Genomic DNA, 20,431 nt, shown 5'->3' with positions numbered 1-20,431 from the left:
TGACTGTCGCACGTCATTGCGAGGGTTTACCCGAAGCAATCCATTAATAATCAATACTCTGGATTGCTTCACTCCGTTCGCAATGACGAAAAGGTCGACTGTTGACTGACTACTGACTACTGACTACTGTTTACTGTAGAAGTTTGTTACTTTTTAGTTAAAAAGTTACGAGTAGACAAGATACGAGGTACAAGTTGTTGACTGATGACTGTCGCACGTCATTGCGAGGGTTTACCCGAAGCAATCCATTAATAATCAATACTCTGGATTGCTTCACTCCTGTTGGCTCCGCCGATTCTTCGAATTCGCAATGACGAAAAGGTCGACTGTTGACTGACTACTGCTAACTGTAGAAGTTTGTTACTTTTTAGTTAAAAAGTTACGAGTAGACAAGATACGAGGTACAAGTTGTTGACTACTGACTACTGTTTACTGTAGAAGTTTGTTACATTTTAGTTAAAAAGATACAAGTAGACGAGATACGAGATACAAGTTGTTGACTACTGACTACTAACTACTAACTACTAACTACTAACTACTAACTACTGACTACTGACTACTGTTTACTAAATTTTGATGCGATTGCCCTAATCAACAAGTTTGCACTTATTTGTTTTAAAACAAATTTCTTACATTTGTATCACTTATGAGTAAAATTCAGAATACAGAAGGAAGCCTGTCCCAAATCAACAGATATGCCATGCATTATGGTCTGATTCTCGGCGCGTTTTGGGTATTCAGATACTTGTTTCTGGTAGTTGCTGAGATAGGTGTATCCGATAGATTCAAATTCTTGTTCTATCTGATGAACATTATCACACTTTTACTCATGTATATTCTTTATTATAAATATAAAAGTTCTGATACCGAGAAACCGAAAGGCGGCATATATTGCGTCTTGTTTATGATAATGATGTGTTTCTATGCCTCATTTTTGGAAGGTGCAATCATATATGCGCACTATAAATTCATAGATCCTGCATATTTTTCTAATCTTGTATCTATAACTATTTCAGGGGTGGATAGTATGCCAAAAACAGGTTTAATATCAGAAGAGAGCTATGCTCAAACCAGAGATACAATGGTCGCGATTTACTCAAGTAAAATTACTTACATTGTATTCGAGTTTATAAAAAATATATTTCTAGGGTTATTTTTAGGTGTTATCCTAAATTTTGTTGTAAGTATAAAAAAGAACTGATCGCCGATATGGACATATCTGTAGTAATACCCTTGCTGAATGAAGAAGAATCGCTTAGCGAACTCCATGCTTGGATAAAAAGAGTAATGAGTGAAAATAGCTTTTCTTATGAGATTATTTTTGTGGATGACGGCAGCACCGATCGTTCATGGGATGTAATCTGTAATATAAAAAAGGATGACAATAATGTAAAGGCAATACGATTCAGGCGTAATTATGGTAAATCGCCGGCATTGCACTGTGCCTTCAAACGAGCAGAAGGAGACGTTATTATCACAATGGACGCCGACCTTCAGGATAGCCCCGATGAAATACCGGATCTATATAAAAAAATAAAAGAAGAAGGTTTCGATCTTGTTTCAGGATGGAAGAAGAAACGTTACGACCCTCTATCGAAAACAATACCGACCAAGCTATTCAACGCAACTGCCAGAAAGGTTTCAGGAGTAAAACTGCATGACTTCAACTGCGGACTGAAATCGTATCGGAAAGATGTGGTAAAAAACATTGAAATATATAACGATATGCACCGTTATGTCCCTTATTTGGCCAAAATAGCAGGATTTAACAAGATAGGGGAAAAAGAAGTACAGCACCGTGCCCGTAAATATGGAAAAAGTAAGTTCGGATTGAGCCGCTTTGTCAATGGGTATCTTGATTTACTCACCCTTTGGTTTCTGTCGGTTTTCGGAAGAAAGCCCATGCACTTTTTCGGGCTATGGGGTTCGGTAATGTTCTTTCTGGGATTGCTGGCTGCTATTGCAGTAGGGGCATCCAAATTATATGCGATAAGCAAAGGTGTTCCCCATCCGTTGGTTACAAATTCCCCTTATTTCTATATCGCTCTCACTATGATGATATTGGGAACTCAGCTTTTTCTTGCAGGGTTCTTGGGCGAAATTGTATCACGAAACTCATCAGACAGAAACGACTATAAAATAGAAGAGGAACTATAATACAGGAATGCCGCTACGGAATACGGCATTCTTTATAACCGGAAACACTAATGCAACTAAAAAATCTTATCGAAAGCCGCTATTCAGTAAGGGCTTACCTTCCCAATATCGTAGAACGGGAAAAAATCGACTACATTCTTGAATGTGCCAGGCTATCACCTTCGGCCTGCAACCTTCAACCGTGGAAGTTTTATATAATAACAGACCCTGTATTAAAACAAAAGGTAGAAGAATCGTACAACAGAGAATGGTTCAAAAGTGCGCCAATGCATATTATAGTCTGTAAGGACACGTCCATTTCGTGGAAACGAACGGCTACCGACGGAAAAGATTTTAGTGATGTGGATGCAGCTATCGCGGCTGAACATATCTGTCTTGCAGCAGCAGAGCAAGGATTAGGCACATGCTGGATCTGCAATTTCAACCCTGATATCTTAAATAAAGCGCTTAGCTTACCGCCAAATATAGAAGCTACTGCCATATTCCCTATCGGTTATATAAACGAAGAGAAAAGCATCAGTCCTTCCAAAATAAGGAAACCGCTAGCAGACATCACCGAATGGAAATAGTGCAGATAATAATCCTGGCCTTTGGACTGTCGATGGACAGTCTGGTTATCGCCCTTACCAGTGGAGCCATAATTGGAAACCACAAAATCGTCAATGTATTGAAAGTCGCTGGTATGCTTGCATTTATGCAATCATGCCTTACTATCGCAGGATGGTTTATAGGTTATACATTTACTCAATATATAGATCAATACGATCACTGGCTGGCTTTTGGTATATTGTTTTTCCTAGGGGTACGGGTACTTATTTGCAGTATAAAAGGAGAAGATAACAGTTCTCCCTTCAATCCCCTAAATTTTAAAGTTATGTTCAGCTTGGGTGTGGCCACCAGTATAGACGCTACAGCCGTAGGACTCTCTATGTCGTTAATAAACCAAAGTATTATACTTCCCGCTATCATAATAGGGACTGTAACATTTTTATTATCCTCTTTAGGTGTTGTTTTTGGATGCAAGGTCGGACAACGCTACAACTATTCCATAAACATAATCGGAGGCATCATTCTCATCGTCATCGGATTCAGCATTCTGGCTCAACACACAATACTGAAAGCTTAGAACCTGTTTACAAACGCCAAGTCTTGTTAAATAATTAAAATGGATAGATCAACAAGATTATTTATTTGTTATATTTGAATTAAGAAAATAATACAATCATCATGACTATTTTTCTATTTTTCATATTCGCTATTGTCATATTCGGAATAATGTTTATCCTCTCCGTAATAAATGGAGTAACGTCTCTTTTATTCGGAAAACCAAATACTTCTTCCAACTACAGAGGTCGTACCAGGACACAAGAGTATGATCCATACAAGAATACAAGCAAAGTTTATAAAAAGATTTTCTCAAAAGAGGAAGGTGAATATGTGAAATATGAAGAAATAAAGGAGTAATACAATTCCATAATGATCAATTAATAGATTGAAGGGGCTGCTTATTTTTATTATAAGCGGCTTTTTTTGACTAGTCCTAAATAACCGTTACAGGTTTATTAGGACTAGTCATATTATTTTTATCCACATTTAGAAGCTCCGCAATTTGTACACTTCATACAACCTTCCTGATAAATAAGCGTTTCAAGACCGCAAACAGGACATTTCTGGCCTTTAGCCTCAGTATCGTTCGGCAGGTATTTCTTCAATGCACGCTCAACGCCATTCTTCCATGTATTGATAGTTTCGCTATTCAATTCTAAACCTTGTACCAGCTTGACAACCTGATCGATAGGCATACCGTAGCGCAATACCCCGGATATTAGCTTGGCGTAGTTCCAAAATTCAGGATTGAACTTACTGTTAAGTCCTTCGATTGTTGTTTTATAACCTCTTTTATTCTTGAACTGGAAGTCATAAGAACGATGCCCTTCATCATTTAATGTTTTAATAATGACTCCCTGATTTACATTCTTCGGCAACATCAATCCTTCATCGTCATCGGACAATCCTGTAAAGACCTCGTAAGGACGACCATCCAGCAACCCGATAAACGCGATCCATTTTTCCTTGTTATTTTGGAATTTGATAACGTCGGCAACCAGCTCACGAGGACGATCCACTACAACCTGAGGACGTTCGTAACAATCCTCGCAATCCTCCGCTTTCTTCTTATCATCGGCCGCAATCAGTACACCTGCGCGTGAACCGTCACGATAAACTGTACAACCCTTACAACCACTTTTCCATGCTTCTATATAGAGGTCGTTTACCAAATCTTCCGAGGCATCGGACGGAAGGTTGATTGTTACACTGATTGAATGATCCACCCATTTTTGTATACGTCCTTGCATTTTTACTTTTTGCAACCAGTCTACATCATTCGATGTTGCTTTGTAATACGGAGATTCGGTTACCATAGCCTCAACTTCCTCGTTTGTATAACGCTTAGCGGTAGGATATCCCATACTCTCCATCCACGTAACGAACTTGTGGTGGAATACAATATATTCTTCCCAGGAATCACCGTTCTCATCAACAAAGTCTACACGAACTTCCTTATCATTCGGATTTACTTTACGACGACGCTTATATACTGGTAAGAACACCGGTTCTATACCCGATGTAGACTGCGTCATCAGACTTGTAGTACCTGTAGGCGCTACTGTCAGACAGGCAATATTACGACGTCCGTATTTTTGCATATCCTTATATAATTGCGGATCAGCTTCAGCAAGACGGTTTATGAAAGGGTTCTCCTTTTCTCTTTCAGCATCATATATTTCAAAAGCGCCGCGTTCTTTCGCCAGATCTACAGATGAACGGTAAGCAGCTAAAGCCAATGTGCGATGCACTTCTTCCGCAAACGTTGTTGCCTCTTCCGTGCCATAACGCAACCCCATAGCCGCAATCATATCTCCTTCTGCTGTTATACCAACTCCGGTACGACGACCCTCTAATGTCTTTTTACGTATTTTTTCCCAAAGATGTTTTTCCGGCCCTCTAACTTCATTTGTTTCCGGATCGGCGCCTATCTTTTCCATAATCATATCGATCTTCTCAGTTTCCAGATCGATAATATCATCCATAATGCGTTGAGCTAATGCTACATGTTTTTTAAACAATTCAAAATCGAAATACGCGTCTTTTTTGAACGGATTAACGACATATGAATATAAATTGATAGCAAGCAAACGGCAACTATCGTAAGGACAAAGAGGTATCTCTCCGCAAGGGTTTGTAGATATTGTTTTAAAGCCTAAATCAGCATAACAATCCGGAACAGATTCTTTTATTATCGTATCCCAGAACAGAACTCCGGGCTCAGCAGAACTCCACGCGTTATGGACTATTTTTCTCCATAATTCAGTCGCGTCAATATCTTTTACTGTAGTCGGACTGGAAGAGTCGATCGGATATTGCTGAGCATATTGTGTTCCGTCAACTACTGCCTGCATAAACGCGTCGTCTATTCTTACAGAAACGTTTGCCCCGGTAACTTTTCCTTCTATCATTTTGGCATCTATAAAAGATTCCGAATCAGGGTGCTTAATGGATACGCTCAACATCAAAGCCCCGCGACGACCATCTTGCGCTACCTCACGTGTAGAATTCGAGTATCTTTCCATGAATGGCACCAAACCTGTGGACGTCAAGGCTGAATTCTTTACAGGAGAACCTTTAGGCCTGATATGAGACAAGTCGTGCCCCACTCCACCGCGACGTTTCATAAGCTGAACCTGTTCTTCATCTATACGAATAATTGCTCCATAAGAATCCGACGGGCCATCAAGACCGATCACAAAGCAGTTGGACAAAGAAGCTATCTGAAAATTATTGCCTATACCTGTCATAGGGCTTCCCTGAGGTACGATATACTTAAAATGGTCAAACAAACCGAAAAGCTCCTTTTCTGTCAATCCATTTTTATACTTCGCCTCTACACGGCCAATTTCGTTAGCCAATCGCCAATGCATATCTTCCGGTGAATGCTCATAAATTTTACCCGAAGCATCTTTCAATGCATACTTATTCACCCATACCTTAGCGGCTAATTCATCTCCGTTAAAATAATTCAACGCGGCATTATATGCCTCTTCAAAAGTGTAAACCTTCTGTACCATTTACTCTATATTTTTTGCTTAATTACATTCGATTTTACAAAGGAAAGCCTGCGATATTTTTCATTATACAATATTATAGAATAAGAGCAAACAAAGCAAATTTTTCAATAATATTTTATCAACAAAATGAAAAGTTTTCCATTTTAAAACAAAAACACCTAATAATAAGTAATTTATAAAATAAAAAACAAGAGAAAGTTTTCCATTTTAAAAATAAACCTCATTATTTGTAAAACAACAAAAGATCTATTATGTTCCCGAAAAGACATAAAAAAAATCGAAAAGGAAAACTTTAACCTTTTCGATTTTATAATATATTATAAATCCGGCTCTTTCAGATCAATCTGCTCCGATAAGTTCCGGATCAATCATGATACGTCCGCAATATTCGCAAACAATAATTTTTTTACCGATTTTTATATCCATTTGCTTTTGAGGTGGTATTTTATTAAAACATCCCCCGCAAGCGCCACGCTCGATACATACAACCGCCAAACCATTGCGGGCGCTCTTACGTATACGTTTAAACGCATGCAGCAAACGAGGCTCTACTTCAGCTTCTATATCTTTCACTTCGTCGCGAAGTTGCTCTTCCTGCTGTCTGGTTTCAGACACTATACTTTCCAGTTCTGCTTTCTTTTGAGCAAGATCTTCTGAACGTTCACTCAGGAAAGTCTTACTTTTTTCGATTTGTTCAGTGAGATTTTTCGATTCTTGAGAGAACTCACGGGTACGTTTTTCTGACAATTCTATTTCGAGTGTTTCGAATTCTATTTCTTTGCTCAGATGATCGAACTCACGGTTATTACGCACGTTATCCAATTGCTCTTTGTATTTTTCGATTTTCAAAGAACTGTCTTTTGCCTTCTGTTTTTGATGCGATACAGCTGTATCGGCTTCTTTTAGTTCTGCTTCGTATTTTTTTATACGGGTTTCCAGACCAATAATCTCATCTTCAAGATCTCCAACTTCCAGAGGAAGTTCTCCTCGAAGAATCTTAATATTGTCTATTTCAGAAAGTTTTTGTTGTAGAGAGTACAAAGTTGTCAACTTTTCTTCTACCGTAACTTCTTTATCAATTTGTTTTTTAGCCATAATTATATGATTGAGAGTTATTAAAATTATTATAAAAAAATGCAGTAATCCGATAGTCTTCTATCTTCTTACTACATCATCCGTAATAAACGGGAGTATATCTCCGCTTGATTACAAATAGTTTACAGGATTTACATCGAATCCCGACATATATACCGCAAAGGTAGGATATTTTTTCGAGATAATATCGAAAAAAATATTCTTTGTGAAAATTTCTGATTCATAATGCCCTACCACAGCAAGCAACAACTTATCTTCCACATCATAAAAATCGTTATACTTAGCATCTCCGGTTATAAATACATCCGCACTATATGATATAGCTTTTGGAATAAGAAAAGCCCCACTCCCGCTGCAAATAGCCACATCGCGTACGGTTTTACCCCGAATGGCAGAATGCTGTATTGTTTTCAGATTAAATGTATCCTTAAGCAGGTACAAAAAGTCTTCCTCGTCCATTTCTTCAGGCAAAGTACCCACAACTCCACTACCGGCTCCCGGCCAAACATTCTCAAGGGTATAAAAATCATAAGCCGGCTCCTCGTAGGGATGCACGGCAATCAAAGCCCGTTGTACCTCTGATTGCTTGTACGCAGGAAGAATGACTTCTATGCGGGTTTCGGGTTCAGTATGTAATTCATCTATTTCTCCAACAAATGCATTCGAACCATCGCCCGCTCTGAAAGTACCTCCACCCGACACATTATAACTACAAGAATCGTAATTACCTATATGCCCGGCCCCGGCATTAAACAAGGCACTCCGCATCAATTCGGCATGTGAATGAGGCACAAATGTCACAAGCTTTATCAACTTATTTTTCTGAGGATCAAGAATCCTTACATGTTGCAAGTTGAGCATATCGGCCAAATACCGATTAATACCCTGCGACGCGTTATCCAGATTGGTATGTGCGGCATAGACCACAATGTCATGTTTACACGCTTTCATCATACATCGCTCTACATAATTTTTTCCTGTGAGAGATTTAAACGCGCGGAAAGCTAAAGGGTGGTGCGAAACAATAAGATTACAACCTAAAGACACAGCCTCATCGACCACCGATTCGGTAACATCGATGCAAACAATCGCTCCTTTCGCCTCCTGGTTGACATCCCCTATCTGAACACCGCTATTATCAAATTCTTCTTGCAAAGGAATAGGGGCAACCTGTTCTATAATATGTAGTATATCTTTTATTTTCATGATATTCTTTTTTATTATGTCAAAGTTATGATTTTAATTGAATGTTTAGTATTATTACATCCTAAACATTTTCATTTCAACAACATGATTACAGAGAAGAATATACCCAAAAGCATTGACGAATATATAGCCGACTTTCCTGCAAATATTCAAAAAACATTGACAGAACTACGTCAAGCAATACAAAAAGGAGCGCCTGAAGCAACTGAAAAAATAAGCTGGGGGATGCCGACTTTTTACCTGAAAGGAAATCTAATACATTTCGCAGGGCATAAAAAACATATAGGACTATATCCGGGAGCAGAAGCAATCGAAGTCTTTTCCAAAGATATGGAGGCCTATAAAACATCGAAAGGAGCAATACAACTCCCTTTGGACAAGCCGCTACCTCTGAAATTAATAACAAAGATTGTAAAATTTAATATAGAAAGGAATCTGAAGTCAAAATAACAGAGAAAGAAGGTGTCCCAAAAAATGAAATTTCCGTCATTACGAACGAGGCGAAGCAAATCAAGACATTGATTGTTAATGGATTGCTTCGGGGTGTCGCCTTCGCAATGACGTGTAAAAGACCTTTTGGGATCTCTTTATTTGGGTAAACACACAGGTCTGCCCCTACAAATGGAAATGACAGAAATAAAGTTTTGATGAGGTTGCCCTGTATGTTATTCTGATTCTAATATATTTCGATATATTTACGAATAAATAATTTTCAACACCTTAAACAAAATAGCTATGAAACAGAAATTTTTATTCAGCTTTATTTTATGCTGCGCACTTTTATTCGCGTGTGATGGGAAAGAGGGAGAGCAGAATGATACCATTAAGTTATCAACAAAAAGGTTAGTTTTTGGGTATTCTGCATCCACTCAGGAAATTACGACAAAAGGAGAAAAATGGGTAATTGATTACGTAACAGTTAATAACGTTTCGGTCGAAGATTTTCCGTCACAAGGAAATGGAAATGGAGATTTTTATTATGAAGGAGAATGGTTTCAACTAAAAAGAACAGCTAAAAAGTTGGAGGTATCGGTAAAGGAGAATACGACTAATGAAATCAGAAGAATACATATATACATATCGGATGCTAATTATTTCACAAGTGTTAACATAGAACAAAAAGCAAAATAAAAACCTAACCATAACTTAAAAACTTTAATATTATGAAAACCACTTTACACTACACCTTTAGCTTTCTTATGACATTAATCTTCTTTAGTTGTACATAAGAGCAAATCACAGAAGATCAGACAGATATAAATATAGCCTCCAATATAGACCCATCGCTACTGGCAAGGGTATTCAATGCAGAAAACACAATCGGTAAAGATAAGGCATTAGAAATAGCGCTATCTCTGGACAATGGACAGAAAAAATCGTCTACTACACAAGTAATAGAAAGCATAGAAGTATTGCGTTCGGCAGACTTCCCCAACCTGAGCAACAGCAAGCTGAAAGATATGCCGGATACAGTAGCTTATATTGTTAATTATGCAGATAACCGGGGCTATACAGTCGTTGCTGCCGACCGCCGGATAAAAGACGACGTTATCAGCAGTACTCCCGACGGAAACCTGCATATGCAGGATGCATATGAAAGTGTGGAAGCAGCTACGGTATTCGACTATGTAGAAGACTATCTGGTATCGACCCTCCGCGAAGCCGAGTACCTGAAAGATTCGCTGCAACTTGCCATGAACAAAGAGATAAAAAGCGCACGTATAGGGGTACCTATGGAAGAAGTACCTATGCATCTGGAGGAAGTGTACAGGACAGACAAAACACCTTACTACACCATATACCGCCATGGCCCGCTATCCTATGTGGAATGGGGCCAACGAAAGGTTTTTGACGATAGTGTGAAATACCATAATTGTGGGAAAGGTGATACTCCTGTCGGCTGTGTGCCTGTGATGATTGCACAAGTGATGTCGTACTACAAATACCCCGGCAGCTTATACTATTATAAAGGCTGGCCTGGAAGGAGAATAGATGTATTGCCCTGCTAATGGAAGGTATCGGGTTTAATATCGTAGTTGACTATGGCTGTGACGGGACTGGAGCAGATTATGAAGATGACGGGTTAAAATACCTGAAGGATTTGGGTTTTAAAGTAGATAAACCTACAGGATATGATGCAGCATATATAAAAAGTTCATTGGATAACGGTAGAATTGTGACCGCCAATGGCAAAAGCGAAAAAACGAACTGGATACTTTTTAATACATATGGTGGTGGCCATGCGTGGGTTATAGACGGCTATGCTATACAAGAAAAAGAGGTATTGGTAGAGATAGTAAACTATGACTACTATCTCAGCAGAGACGAAAGGGTAATAACCGGTCATTCGTCATATATAGTCAAAGAACAGAGAACCCTCTTTGGAATGAACTGGGGATGGAATGGCGATAGAAATGGATATTTTACACTTGGAAGTTTTGATGCGGATTCTCCCGTTTTACTAAAATCAGATACAGATCTAAACTTCCAACATAAAAAGAAAGTAGCGGCAGTGTATAGGTGAATAACCGTACAAAATGAATATACAGGGCTGGGGTTCGGTACAATCCCAGCCTTGTATTTAAGTTGTTTACTTAATCAAACATTTTTCTGAAATGATTAAATATCTTTTCTTTCACAGACTTACTTGGCTGGAAATTCGGAGAATTTTCCAGTCCTGTCAATGTTGTTTTTTCGGAATCACTCAGATTTTCAGGAATATATACGCTTATATTAACAAGCAAATCTCCTGTACCATATCTATTTACGCTAGGAAGCCCTTTGTTTTTCAAACGAAGAACTTTTCCGGGCTGCGTCCCCGGCTCTATCGTAACTTTCACTTTACCATCTATGGTAGGAACAACAACATTACCTCCCAGAGCTGCCGTGGAAACACTCAATAATAAGTTGTAAACAACATCGTTGTCATCCCTGAATAATTCCGGATGCTGTTCTTCTTCCACCACAATGAGCAGGTCTCCATTTACTCCTCCATGACGGGCCGCGTTTCCTTTTCCGCTCATCGACAGTTGCATTCCTTCTGCAACCCCTGCCGGAATATTTATTGTTATAACCTCTTCTTCGCGGACGATTCCTTCCCCGGCGCAATGAGGACATTTTTTCGTGATAGTCTTACCTTCACCGTTACATGTCGGGCATGTAGATTGGGTCTGCATCTGACCGAGAATCGTATTCATCACACGGGTAACAACCCCCGAACCTTTACATGTAGAACAGGTTTCGTAAGCAGTTCCTCCGTCAGCACCGGTACCCCTGCAATGTGAGCATGCAACAAATTTATTTACTTTGATTTTTTTCTCTACGCCTGAAGCAATATCCTTCAATGACAATTTAACCTTCACCCTCAAATCCGATCCACGGTTAGTTCTAGGGCCGCGTTGTCCGCCAAAACCAAAACCGCCGAAGCCGCCAAAACTCGAAAATATATCGAATGGATCGGAAAAGCCGCCAAAGCCACCGAAGCCACCCGGAGCCTCATGTCCGAACTGGTCGTATTTAGCACGTTTTTGTTCGTCACTTAACACTTCATATGCTTCCGCGACTTCCTTAAATTTGTCTTCTGCGGATTTATCTCCGGGGTTTTTATCGGGATGATATTGGACAGCTTTCTTTCGATAAGCTTTTTTAATCTCCTCTACAGTTGCTGTTTTAGACACCTCTAATACTTCGTAGTAGTCTCTTTTTGTTGCCATTGGTATGTCTTCTTCTATTTTATTTTGCAACAATTACTTTTGGGTATCGTATCACCTTATCATCAAGCATATAACCCTTTTGTATACTGTCTACTATTTTATCTTTATCATCTTCCGATTGAGCCGGAACTGTAGTTATGGCTTCGTGCTTATCCAAATCGAAAGGATGGCCTATAGTTTCCATCTCCTTCACTCCATGTTTAGTTAGAAAACCTGCAAATTTATTGTATATCAATTCTATACCTTCTTTTACAGCCTCTATATCTTCTGTTTTAGAAATATTTTCCAAAGCACGCTCAAAGTCATCGACAACAGCTATAACATCTACTAAGACACGTTCGCTTCCCGACTTCAACAAATCAGCTTTTTCTTTCAAAGTACGTTTGCGATAGTTATCAAATTCAGCATTTAAACGTAAATAAGAATTGTTCAATTCATTATATTTCGATTCCCAATCAGTCACATTGTCATTAGCTTCCGTATTTTCAGTTTCTTCAGCCTGATTATTTGTCACATTTTCAGAATCGACAAAATCGTCTTCTTGCAAATCATGTTCAAAACTTTTCTCACTCATATCTCAATATTTATATCATTTTCAAATAATTACATACAAGAATAAGCAAGCCACTTTCTACTATGGCCTACTAATACATATTTTTATAAACAAAAGGCTTGCCAAAATCTTAGATTCTCTTGTTCTGCCATTTACCGCGCATAAGATACAAAACAGAAAATATCAACAATGGCCCCCAATAGAAATACTCCACTGTCCAGCACCAAGTGACAGACATCTGTTTGTAAACCACAATTGTCACCATAGCAATTATATAAATCGCCATAGTAATCATTTCAAGAATAAGGGCTATCCGAGTATTTCCTGTTCCCGAAATAGAATTGAAAGCAACTATACTAAGCGCCGATATAGGAAGAGAAAATAGAAGTACAATCAAAGGGGCCACAGTATCTTTTATTAATGAAATCTGATCCTGAGGAGCTATAAACGATATCCAAAACTCAGGAGCAACAAGTGTAGCGGCAATCATTATAACAACAATACCCAGATTAAGCAATGCCACCTTTTTAATAAGAGGCAATACCCCTTTCACATTCCCCATTCCTATAGTATTGCCAACCAATGTATTTGCGGTAGTAGCCAAAGCGCTCATAGGAATAAAGTAAACCATATAGAAACTACGGACCAGATTGGTTATCTTCAAATCATCTTCCGAATGCTGTTCTATTGCCATAAAGAACAAAAACCAGGTAGACATGGATATGATATACTGCATCATTGTGAAAGATGAAATATGAAGAATACTCCTTATAATTTTGAAGTTAAACTTCATTTTCATAAAGCCATATTTCTTAAAATCGACTGTGGCAAAAGTATATATAGCAAAAAATAAAACTGATGCTATTTCAGACAATACAGCAGCGATTGCAGCACCTTCGATTCCCAGTTTTGGAAAGCCGAAGTTACCAAATATCAACAGGTAGTCTGCGATAATATTTACAACAGCCATAGTAATAGCATTGTATGTCAACACCTTTGTTCGTGCAATCCCTACATAAAACGCCCGAAACATGACATTGATGGCAGCAAAGAAAAATCCATATATCCGCCACGACAGATAAGCCTCTGTGGCAGCATATACTTTAGACGATTTCATAAACATCGACAAGACATTTTCTGCCAGAAAACCGGACAAAAAGAATAGGATGAGAGCAAATGCTTGTAGAAAAATAATTCCCTGAATAACGATACTGCCTATTTTATCGTAATTTTTTTCTCCATTGCGACGGCTAATCATGATCTGCCCGCCAATACTGAAACCGAAGCATACTGTAAATATGGCAATATAATAAATCCCCGCCAACCCCGATGCACTTTGGTAAATACCGGCAATACCCGGCTGTCCCGGATCGGAAACGTGACCGAGGAAAAATGTCCCTGTAAGTTGTACTATATTTTGGGCAAGCAAACCTAACATAATAGGCAAACTTACCTTCCATATATCCTTATACGAATATGCCATTGAAATTTAGCTATAACGATGTATAGCTCTTTTTAATGAAATCTTTATTTTACCAGTTTGTTAGTCTTTGTGTCGGGAAAGGCTACCCATGGTTTAAAAACTTTAGCCTCTTCAAATTCCATTTGGGCATAAGACATGATAATAACAATATCTCCGGGTTGGACAAGTCTGGCCGCAGCGCCATTAAGGCAAATAGCCCCTGAGCCTCTCTCACCTTTTATTATATATGTTTCGAGGCGCTCTCCATTGTTATTATTTACAATTTGGACTTTCTCACCTTCGATCAGGTTTACAGCATCCATCAAATCTTCATCAATCGTGATGCTACCTATATAATTCAAATTGGCTTCGGTCACTGTAACACGATGCAATTTTGATTTCAGAACTTCTACGATCATCTTTTTATTTTCTAAATCAGCTCTTAGCTTTGTATACAATATTGTCAATCAAACGTACTTCGCCACAAAATATGGCGATACATCCCACTATATAATCGGAATCTACCCAATCTGAAATTGATTGCAATGTATATCCGTCTACTATTTCATAATACTCTACCTCCAGCTCATCATAAGCATTGAGAGTGTCGGTAACATTTTTCAAAACTTCTGCGACTGTACAGTCTGCTATCCATTCGCGGCTTTCAAATAATGTTTTGGATATAGCAACAGCTATTCCTTTTTGCTTTTGAGTTAAACGTTCGTTCCGGCTACTCAGGGCTAAACCGCTTTCTTCCCGAACGATGGGCATCGGAACGATTTGCACAGGCAATTCCAACTGTTTCACCATAGCCCGGATAACAGCCAACTGCTGAAAATCCTTTTCTCCGAAGTAGGCTCTATCCGGCTTTACTATATCGAACAAACGACTTACAACCTGCGCCACTCCGTTAAAATGTCCCGGACGGTGAACACCTTCCATCACTTTATCTATCAGCCCAAAATCGAACTGACGAGTATCCGGCTCAGGATATATCTCTTCTTCGGAGGGTGCAAATATGATATTAACACCTTCTTTTTCTAAGAATTGAGCATCTCTGTCGAGATTTCTCGGATATTTCAGAAGATCTTCCTTGTTATTAAACTGAGTTGGATTGACAAATATACTAACAACGCAAATATCGTTATCAGCGACGCATCTTCTCACCAAAGAAAAATGCCCCTCGTGCAATGCCCCCATAGTGGGAACAAATCCAACCGTTTTGCCCTCCGAATGCAGAGATGAAACCACATCTTGCACTTCTCTCACAGTTCTCAATATATCCATTTATCCTATGCAATAAAAGCGGGTACAAAGCAAGCAAATAATTATGGAATCTCGAAATATTAAGAACTTTTTATGCTATTTTTTAACGGGGATAACATCAAAAATGTTAATGAAACAACCTTGACATTAATCGTAATGAAATTTTGTAATGCAAAGTTTGCAAAAAACAAGATTTTTTTTTATTATCTTTGTAGTCTCAATTCAGAAGAGGAAAATTAAATGGGTACAAAGAAGATTTTATACATTACGCAGGAGATTACTCCTTACTTACCGGATTCGCCAATTGCTACAACTTGCAGATACCTCCCTCAAGCCATTCAGGAAAAAGGTCAGGAAATAAGAACTTTCATGCCTAAATTTGGAAATATCAACGAAAGAAGAAACCAATTGCATGAAGTTATACGTCTGTCGGGGATGAATCTAATTATAAATGACACAGACCATCCTCTGATTATCAAGGTAGCTTCAATACAGGCAGCGCGCATGCAAATCTATTTTATTGATAACGATGATTACTTCAAACGTAAGCATACCATAGCTGACGATAACAATGTGGAATTCGAAGATAACGACGAACGTAGTATTTTCTATATAAGGGGAGTTTTGGAAACTATAAAAAAGCTGCGCTGGATACCGGATGTAATCGACTGCCACGGCTGGATGACAGCACTGACCGGATTATATATCAAAACAGTTTATGCAGATGACCCTTGTTTTAAAAACACGAAAATTGTATACTCATTGTATAATGATGATTTCAAACAATCTTTCAATCCAAACTTCATTAATAAATTAAAGTTTGATGGAATAAAAGACAAGAGTATAACCGAACTCAAAGGCACTGTTGATTACGAAACTCTTTCTAATTTAGCCGTCAAATATGCAGATGGGGTCATTCAAAGCGAAGAATCTATCAATAAAAACGTTTTGGATCAGGTAAATAAAACAGGAAAGAAATTCCTTTCTTATCAGGGAAATGTGGACGCTTCGGTGAATGCAATCAATGATTTTTACGAGAATCTTTAAAGTATCTAAAATAAATCTAGAAAAATGCTGTTTTATTTCATGTGAACAGCATTTTTTTAGATATTTGAGGCCAATTAATTTATAGTTAAAAATTTATAGATGAAAATTAAACTTTTACTGAATCTTACAATAGTTCTTTTTGCTATTGCTTTTGTCTCCTGTAACGACGACCTTGACTCAATAGGAGGCAATATACAGCCTGACGGCGACGATATTTCGATATACGTTGACACTGTCGTTTTGACAGCAAAGACTGTCTCCCTTGAAGATTCGGTATTTGCCCGTCATGCATCGGGTCTGATAGGAGAATATACCGACCCGGTCTTCGGTAAAATTAAATCAGACTTCTTAAGCGAACTATATTGCCCCGAAAAATTATCTTTCCACGAGAAGACAACATCTATAGACTCCGTATTTCTGGATGTAATCTCATATGGCTTCTATGGCGACAGCATATCACCAATAGGTATAGCCGCATATCGTGTAGACAAAAAAAATCTGAATAAGGATTTCTTCACCAATATTAAACCGACAGACTATTCTAGTATGAAAGAAGTTATCGGACGAGGCATTTTCACTATAAAAGATGCGGACGCGTACAGCGCGGGTAAAAGATACCGCCTTTCTGCCAGCAATTCTCTTGGAAGTGAGATTTATAATGAATGGAAGAATTCAAACGGAGAAACGTTCACCAATTCAGATCATTTGAGACAATTCTTTAAAGGGATCTATGTTACGACAACGTTGGGTTCGGGAAGCTTAATCGATGTAAATACAAGTATATTACAGATATATTACAGTTATACAGGACGCAATACGGCAGATACGGCAGATTCTACTCATGTAGGCTTGTTCAGGTTGCCGACAACAGGAGAAGTCATTCAACTAAATCAAGTGCAAAATACTACCCCTGACTATCTATTCCAGAATAGTGATACCCGTGCTTATCTGAAAAGCCCGGCAGGTGTTTGCGCTGAAGTGACCATTCCGTTAAAAGAGATTATGAATAAAGCAAAAAAAGAAGGTATTACTAACAAGCTAAATTCTGCGACATTCAAACTAAAAGGATATACCGAAGAAGAAGATAAAATGACACTGAATAGAAGCTCTAATTTATTGTTCATTAATAAAGATTCTTTGGTTAACTTCTTCTCGAAAAATAACATGGCTGATACCAAAACCAGCTTTATTATGATACGGGACGCGACATCAAACACCTATAATTTTAGTTATTCAAATACCACGTCTTCGGTATCGAACAATCTGGCAACTATGGTTAATTATTATGTAAATTACTATAAGGATAAAGAGAATGTGCCTGATCTAAAATTCTTGGTACTACCAATAACAGCTTATAGCCAAAATGTAACATCAGGTTACTCTCAGGTATCAACTTATACGAATGTATATAACCAGATGGTTCCCACATCTGCTATTCTGAGAACAGACAAAGATAATATGAAGATGGCTCTTATATTTAGTAATTATAATTCAGCTAAAACCCAATAAAATAAGTGTCCCAAAATAAAATAAGAAACACAGCGCTAATACTGCTCCTATTATATATAGGCTATTTTGGTTGCGTTTCTTATTTTATACATAGCCTACAATTGCCGCGAACATTCTTTATTGGGCTGAAGATAAATTCATTATAAAAGAACAAAAGATAACTATTAGATTAAAAACAGTTAATAGTTATCTTGCTTTCCACTGCAATGCGTATTTTTCAGGGATTTTAAAGTATCTTTGCAATTATGATGTGGACTAGCGCTATAGAAATGTAATAAATACACACTCTGCTGTCCTGCAAAATTGAGTTAATGATATCTATAATTCTAAATGGGTTATTTATTGGTTTTCTGTCATCTGCACCTATGGGGCCTGTAGGGATGTTGTGTATCCAGAGAACATTGAATGAAGGCAAAACCCATGGCCTGGTCACTGGTTTGGGCGCCACAGCCGGAGACATGTTAATTGCTCTTCTTGCTATTATAGCCGCTCTCGGATTAGGCTTCAGCACCGAATTTATTCAGCAGCATGAAGGCCCTCTGAAAGTTATAGGAAGTATTGTTCTGATAGCATTTGGCTACGTTGTCTATAACAAAAACCCGTCTAAAAACCTTGCTAAAATAAAAGAGAAAACTACATCCTATTGGACAGTATTTGTTTCCTCCCTTTTTCTTACCATTTCCAATATTGCAACATTATTCCTCTACATTGCCCTATTTGCCCGCTTTAATGTGATCGATGCCGATAAACCATTCGGATATGATCTCATTACCATCCTATTCATTGGAGTCGGCGCTTTTTTATGGTGGCTGCTAGTTACTTATTTCGTCAACAAATTGCGTAGCAGATTCAATCCCAGAGGGCTGCAAATTTTCAATAAAATAATAGGTGTCCTACTTATAGGATTAGGCATAGCAGGAATAGTAACCGGAACACTTATGGGTATAGAATTTTTCTAATCTTGAGGAGGTATCAATTTAATCTTTATCCCATAATAACGACTCATCAATTCAGCGGAAAAAGGATCTTCTCCATGTATGTAAATTCCACCTGAAAAACGTTCAAATTCACATTCTGATTTCTCATCCTCTTTAGCCTGTTTTATTATAAGTTCACGTTCTTGCACTATATTTCGAAATGAATTGATTTCTTTAAATGCAAAATGGAACGTAAAAAGGAAGGATAATAGTCCAAACGTAATAATAAGCATTCTCGCCTGACGAATAAAATTATGCCGAAAATCAAGATTATGAAATAAAATCCCTACTCCGATAATAAGATATGTAACAACACCAAATAAAGCTCTGCGCGGGAAGGTAGGCGATAATACCATCGCATATACGGCAATAATGGCGGCAATAGTATAAATCAGGCCCAGCTTTAAGTTGTCATTTTTATTTTTATCGGAAAAACGGTAAAATATGATATACATCGATAGAGTAACGAGCAGCAAAGGACCACAATAAAATAAGAGCATCTGGGTACTGTTAAATAAACGATACGCCAATACAAACAAATCGAGAGAAGCGTCTCCGGCTCTTACATAATTTCCTGGCGCCGCGATCATTAAGAAAAAGCCTGCCATGCTTCCGATAAATCCGGTTATCAACCAAACAGGAATAATCCACTTTTGGGAATAATAATAAGCACAATACAAGATTGAAATAAGCAACATAGCAGCAGCTGTATTTTCATTTGTCCATCCTGCGATTATACCGCATACGAAAATACTCACCGACATCAAAATCAGAGTACCCAAATTACTCTCTTGCCCTTGATACATCCGGAATGGAAGTAAAAATAGCAGGATAAGAGTTGTTCCCCAAAGATAATTAGCCGCGCCTGTAAGCCAAAAGACCGTATCACCCAACACAGGCTGCAAAAACCATACAGCCAGATTGATCAAAATGAACAGGGACAGGCTGTTTTTCCTCCTACCTTTAATATGAAGATAGATTAAGAAGATATATCCCATATAAACAAGGCTATTCAGCAGATCGGCAACATAAGGAGGAAGAATAAGTAAGCCCTGAGCTATAGAATGGACAATACTCCGCCCACCCCACATATAATAATGATTTTTTTGAGACTCTAGTATATCGGCAACCGACGACACTAACCTGTCTTCGCCATAGACAAACATATAGGCAAAATCATCAGAGATAAGAGGTGTCAGTATATTAAGGATAAATATAGCAGAAAAACTCAGAAGAACAGCAGCTATCCACAATAAGGCAGGGGTTTTGCCACTCACGGCTTCTACCTTATCATACGTACTACGCAAAAAGGCGATCAT

The 20,431-nt window shown here is 38.2% G+C and carries 21 protein-coding genes; 12 read left to right on the top strand and 9 right to left on the bottom strand.

From position 1 onward, the window contains the following. The first annotated feature begins 646 nt into the window (after positions 1–646). From ACYPZI_RS03365 to ACYPZI_RS03345, 5 genes are all read left to right on the top strand, one after another. On the top strand, positions 647–1,201 hold the full coding sequence (locus tag ACYPZI_RS03365; protein WP_459598593.1) for a DUF4199 domain-containing protein: 555 nt from the start codon (positions 647–649) through the stop codon (positions 1,199–1,201). An 8-nt stretch (positions 1,202–1,209) separates the two neighbouring features. Then, complete coding sequence (locus tag ACYPZI_RS03360; protein WP_459598591.1) at positions 1,210–2,157, top strand: glycosyltransferase family 2 protein; 948 nt, start codon at positions 1,210–1,212, stop codon at positions 2,155–2,157. 50 nt (positions 2,158–2,207) lie between these two features. After that, positions 2,208–2,726, top strand: coding sequence for a nitroreductase family protein (locus tag ACYPZI_RS03355; RefSeq protein ID WP_459598589.1), 519 nt, complete (start codon positions 2,208–2,210; stop codon positions 2,724–2,726). Beyond that, entirely contained in the window at positions 2,717–3,283 is a 567-nt protein-coding gene (locus ACYPZI_RS03350; protein ID WP_459598587.1) for a manganese efflux pump MntP, read from the top strand. The genes ACYPZI_RS03355 and ACYPZI_RS03350 overlap by 10 nt, the downstream gene beginning before the upstream one ends. A 101-nt stretch (positions 3,284–3,384) precedes the next feature. After that, on the top strand, positions 3,385–3,621 hold the full coding sequence (locus tag ACYPZI_RS03345; protein ID WP_459598585.1) for a DUF4834 family protein: 237 nt from the start codon (positions 3,385–3,387) through the stop codon (positions 3,619–3,621). 119 nt (positions 3,622–3,740) lie between these two features. Here ACYPZI_RS03345 and ACYPZI_RS03340 read toward each other — a convergent pair whose 3' ends face one another. The 3 genes from ACYPZI_RS03340 to ACYPZI_RS03330 all read right to left on the bottom strand — a co-directional run bounded on the left by ACYPZI_RS03340 (position 3,741) and on the right by ACYPZI_RS03330 (position 8,588). Next, positions 3,741–6,284, bottom strand: a complete 2,544-nt coding sequence (locus tag ACYPZI_RS03340) for an adenosylcobalamin-dependent ribonucleoside-diphosphate reductase (RefSeq protein WP_459598583.1) — start codon at positions 6,282–6,284, stop codon at positions 3,741–3,743. 339 nt (positions 6,285–6,623) lie between these two features. Then, positions 6,624–7,379, bottom strand: coding sequence for a zinc ribbon domain-containing protein (locus ACYPZI_RS03335; RefSeq protein ID WP_459598581.1), 756 nt, complete (start codon positions 7,377–7,379; stop codon positions 6,624–6,626). Between the two features lie 111 nt (positions 7,380–7,490). Beyond that, a complete protein-coding gene (locus ACYPZI_RS03330; RefSeq protein ID WP_459598789.1) occupies positions 7,491–8,588 on the bottom strand; it encodes a Nif3-like dinuclear metal center hexameric protein in 1,098 nt (365 codons plus the stop codon). 24 nt (positions 8,589–8,612) lie between these two features. On the opposite strand from ACYPZI_RS03330, the gene ACYPZI_RS03325 reads away from it, so the two are divergent. From ACYPZI_RS03325 to ACYPZI_RS03310, 4 genes are all read left to right on the top strand, one after another. Beyond that, positions 8,613–9,035 (top strand): iron chaperone, encoded by a 423-nt coding sequence (locus ACYPZI_RS03325; RefSeq protein WP_459598579.1) that lies wholly within the window; start codon positions 8,613–8,615, stop codon positions 9,033–9,035. 285 nt (positions 9,036–9,320) lie between these two features. Beyond that, entirely contained in the window at positions 9,321–9,716 is a 396-nt protein-coding gene (locus tag ACYPZI_RS03320; RefSeq protein ID WP_459598577.1) for a hypothetical protein, read from the top strand. 104 nt (positions 9,717–9,820) lie between these two features. Next, on the top strand, positions 9,821–10,594 hold the full coding sequence (locus tag ACYPZI_RS03315) for a Spi family protease inhibitor (RefSeq protein ID WP_459598787.1): 774 nt from the start codon (positions 9,821–9,823) through the stop codon (positions 10,592–10,594). Beyond that, positions 10,594–11,109 (top strand): C10 family peptidase, encoded by a 516-nt coding sequence (locus ACYPZI_RS03310; RefSeq protein ID WP_459598575.1) that lies wholly within the window; start codon positions 10,594–10,596, stop codon positions 11,107–11,109. Before ACYPZI_RS03315 ends, ACYPZI_RS03310 begins: the two co-directional genes overlap by 1 nt. A gap of 70 nt (positions 11,110–11,179) precedes the next feature. Here the strand turns inward: ACYPZI_RS03310 and dnaJ are convergent, their stop codons facing one another. From dnaJ to panC, 5 genes are all read right to left on the bottom strand, one after another. Then, the gene (gene dnaJ, locus ACYPZI_RS03305; RefSeq protein ID WP_459598573.1) at positions 11,180–12,298 is read right to left on the bottom strand and encodes a molecular chaperone DnaJ; all 1,119 of its coding nucleotides are present in this window, start codon (positions 12,296–12,298) and stop codon (positions 11,180–11,182) included. Positions 12,299–12,317: 19 nt separating this feature from the next. Continuing rightward, complete coding sequence (locus tag ACYPZI_RS03300) at positions 12,318–12,872, bottom strand: nucleotide exchange factor GrpE (RefSeq protein WP_459598571.1); 555 nt, start codon at positions 12,870–12,872, stop codon at positions 12,318–12,320. A gap of 109 nt (positions 12,873–12,981) precedes the next feature. After that, on the bottom strand, positions 12,982–14,334 hold the full coding sequence (locus ACYPZI_RS03295) for an MATE family efflux transporter (protein WP_459598569.1): 1,353 nt from the start codon (positions 14,332–14,334) through the stop codon (positions 12,982–12,984). A gap of 44 nt (positions 14,335–14,378) precedes the next feature. Continuing rightward, positions 14,379–14,732: an aspartate 1-decarboxylase gene (gene panD, locus ACYPZI_RS03290; protein ID WP_459598567.1), complete on the bottom strand. Its 354-nt coding sequence runs from the start codon at positions 14,730–14,732 to the stop codon at positions 14,379–14,381. A 16-nt stretch (positions 14,733–14,748) separates the two neighbouring features. Beyond that, positions 14,749–15,600: a pantoate--beta-alanine ligase gene (panC, locus tag ACYPZI_RS03285; protein ID WP_459598565.1), complete on the bottom strand. Its 852-nt coding sequence runs from the start codon at positions 15,598–15,600 to the stop codon at positions 14,749–14,751. 219 nt (positions 15,601–15,819) lie between these two features. Here panC and ACYPZI_RS03280 point away from each other — a divergent pair, with 219 nt between their 5' ends. The 3 genes from ACYPZI_RS03280 (at position 15,820) to ACYPZI_RS03270 (ending at position 19,094) form a co-directional block, all read left to right on the top strand. Then, on the top strand, positions 15,820–16,626 hold the full coding sequence (locus tag ACYPZI_RS03280; RefSeq protein WP_459598563.1) for a glycogen/starch synthase: 807 nt from the start codon (positions 15,820–15,822) through the stop codon (positions 16,624–16,626). Positions 16,627–16,725: 99 nt separating this feature from the next. After that, complete coding sequence (locus ACYPZI_RS03275; protein WP_459598561.1) at positions 16,726–18,135, top strand: DUF4270 domain-containing protein; 1,410 nt, start codon at positions 16,726–16,728, stop codon at positions 18,133–18,135. A gap of 311 nt (positions 18,136–18,446) precedes the next feature. Further along, the gene (locus ACYPZI_RS03270) at positions 18,447–19,094 is read left to right on the top strand and encodes a LysE family translocator (RefSeq protein ID WP_459598559.1); all 648 of its coding nucleotides are present in this window, start codon (positions 18,447–18,449) and stop codon (positions 19,092–19,094) included. Here the strand turns inward: ACYPZI_RS03270 and ACYPZI_RS03265 are convergent. Continuing rightward, positions 19,091–20,431 carry a DUF3329 domain-containing protein gene (locus ACYPZI_RS03265; protein ID WP_459598557.1) on the bottom strand — a complete coding sequence of 447 codons (1,341 nt, stop codon included), beginning with the start codon at positions 20,429–20,431 and terminating at the stop codon, positions 19,091–19,093. The two genes, ACYPZI_RS03270 and ACYPZI_RS03265, sit on opposite strands and share 4 nt — an antisense overlap.

The organism is Dysgonomonas reticulitermitis, assembly GCF_054601275.1.
This window is presented reverse-complemented; position numbering and strand designations above follow the sequence as displayed.